The sequence below is a fragment of the Corallococcus sp. AB049A genome (assembly GCF_003668885.1).
Lineage (GTDB): Bacteria > Myxococcota > Myxococcia > Myxococcales > Myxococcaceae > Corallococcus > Corallococcus interemptor.
In genome coordinates this window covers 1-2,514 of sequence record NZ_RAWL01000694.1, presented here as the reverse complement: position 1 = coordinate 2,514, position 2,514 = coordinate 1, and the positions used below count along the sequence as shown (strand labels likewise).

Genomic DNA, 2,514 nt, shown 5'->3' with positions numbered 1-2,514 from the left:
GCGCGACGCTGTGGGCCCTGAGCCGGCTGCGCTTCTGTCCGGGACCCCGGCCAGGCACGGTGGTGGCCATGGTGGCCGCGGCCGGCGTGGTGGCGGCGCCCTGGAGCCTGTACTCCGCGTGGCGCTGGCCGGAGCTGCACGACCTGGAGTCGCGCGTCACGCGCGCGCACCTCTTCCCTGATCCGGCCGTGGACGTGGGCCCCTGGCGCCGCCCGCTGGACGCCGTCCTCAACGAGGTCAACCGCACGAGCCTCCAGCCGCTCGCGAACGTGCTGCCACTGATGGCCTTTGGCTGGCTGCTGGTGCGCGCCGTGCGCAAGCGGGAGCTGGAGACGGTGGGGCTGGCGCTGTGGGTGGGGGCGACGTGGCTCGTGCTGTCCCTGGGCACGGTGAAGGTCCCGGCCATCGCGTGGGGCGCGGTGCCCGCTGTCATGGCCGCGCTCGCCATCGCGGGCTCGGACGCGCGGCGCCACCCGGTGCTCGCGGCCGTGCTGCTGGCGGGGCTCGCCACGCCGCTGGCCATCGAGCACCTGCCCGTGCTGACCCGCCTGCGCGAGTCGCTTCCCGCGTCGTGGGAGCAGACGCGGACCCTGCCGGGGCTCGCGGAAGGACTGGTGCTGTCCTTTGGCGCGGCCGTGCTGACCGCCATCGTCTTCCGGCTCGCGCGCCGGCCCGAATGGATGACCGTGGGGCTGGGCTTCGCGGCGTCGGCGGTGCTCGCGTGGCACCTGGCCCTCACGCTGCCGGTGGAGAAGGCGCGCTACCAGGCGGAGCACCTGGAGGAGTTGTACGTCAGCTACACGCGCGAGGTGGGCCTGGCGCTGTCCCGGCACACGCCGAAGAACAGCGTCCTCTTCGCCGCGTTGGACTTCGACGCACCGCTCAACTTCGAGAACCTCAACCTCATGTTCTGGAGCGGGCGCATGGCGTACCGGCGGGCGCCGGACGTGGCGCTGGCGCGAGAGCGGGGCTACCACCCCTATCTCGTGTCGCCGCTCGCGGAGCCCTACGCGCCCGTGCCCGGCATCCCGCCCCAGGCCGCGCTGCGAGCCTACGACCTGGAGGCGCCCCTGCCGCAGCCCGCGCCCCTGCCTGACGGCCTCACGCCCCTGTCCGTGCGGCAGGGGAACCTGGAGGTGCTGGGCTTCGCGTCCCGAGGCCTGGGCCATGGCCTGGAGCGCTACGCCTTCTACGTCCGGGCGCTCGGTCCGCCCCAGCCGCTGCGCGTCACCTTCCACGGTCCCGACGGCCTCGTGGAGCGGGTGCTGGAGACCGGGGCGACGCTGCGCCACCCCCAGGCCCTGCGGGGCGCGGCGTGGTTCATCCTGCCCACGCTGGGCCCGCCTCGCGCGAAGGTGACGCAGCTGGAGTTCGGCGCCGTGGGACAGCGGGTGGCGCTGTCCCCGGCGTCTCCCTGAGCCGTCCCTACCTCACGGCGTGGCCGTGGGGATGGAGTAGTAGACGATGAGCCGCGGCCAGCGGGCGCTGGTGTTCGAGTACTCGCGCGAGTCGTACACCGAGCGGCTTCCCGGCGAGTCGAGCCGGAGGGACAGCTGCCCGTTCATGGACAGCGTCTCCTGGACGATGGGCACCAGCAGCGGGCTCGCGTTGATGCCCGCCTGCGTGGTGTACGGCACCGGCCGGCTGGGGAACTGCCAGGAGCCCAGCTCGCAGCTGAACACCGAGGGCTGGGTGTTCCAGGTCATCGCCGTCTCGCTCCACGTGTTGTCGGGGACCCACCGCGTATAGACGTTCGTGTCCGCGCCCGCCGTGAGGTCGCCGCCCGAGGACGTGGTGACGAGGACGACGGAGGCCACCTGGACGGTGGGCGGCAGGGCGGAGAGGTCGAAGCGCAGGAAGGACTCCGCGTCCGCCCGGTCCACGGTCAGCGCCATGGACGTGCCCGCGTTCGCGTTCGGGTTGCTCTTCCAGACGGACGTGTCCGCCACCGGGAAGAAGGACGCCGCCTCCAGGTGCGACGTCACCTGGGCGTCGTCCGGCCCGAAGTAGCTGACGACCAGCCGGGGCCGCTCGCTGGCGACGCCGTACTCCCGCGAGCGATACACCGTGTGGTAGCCCGGCGAGCGCAGCCGGAAGGAGATGAGCCCATCCGAGTCCAGCGCCTGCTGCACGGGGGCCTTCAGCTTCGCGTCGGCGTTGACGCCCAGCTGCAGCGGCTTGGGTGAGGTGTTGGCATTCCACAGCCACCACGAGCCCAGGTCGCTCCCGTTCACCGCCGGCCGGTTGTTCCACGTCATGCCCGTCTCGCTCCAGGAGTCGTCCGGCACCAGGTGCGCGTAGACGCTGCCGTCGCCACCCGCGGCCGAGCCGTCGTAGGCCAGGGCCTCCAGCCGGACGGAGGCGATGTGCGAGCCCGCCGGGATGTTGCCCAGATTGAAGCGCAGGTAGGTCTCGGCCTTGCCGGAGTCGACCCACAGGTTCTGCGCGGCGCCGAAGTTCGTGGTCGGGCTGTCGGGCCGGACGTAGGTGTCCGCCTCCGGCTCCAGTACGACC

The 2,514-nt window shown here is 72.6% G+C and carries 2 protein-coding genes; one reads left to right on the top strand and one right to left on the bottom strand.

Going from position 1 to position 2,514, the window contains the following annotated elements:
* Positions 1–1,418: dolichyl-phosphate-mannose--protein mannosyltransferase (locus tag D7X55_RS43740; RefSeq protein WP_158626485.1), on the top strand; the 1,418-nt coding region annotated here is incomplete at its 5' end.
* Between the two features lie 12 nt (positions 1,419–1,430).
* Here the strand turns inward: D7X55_RS43740 and D7X55_RS38350 are convergent.
* A partial coding sequence (locus D7X55_RS38350; protein ID WP_121725619.1) for a DNRLRE domain-containing protein occupies positions 1,431–2,514 on the bottom strand: 1,084 nt, incomplete at its 5' end.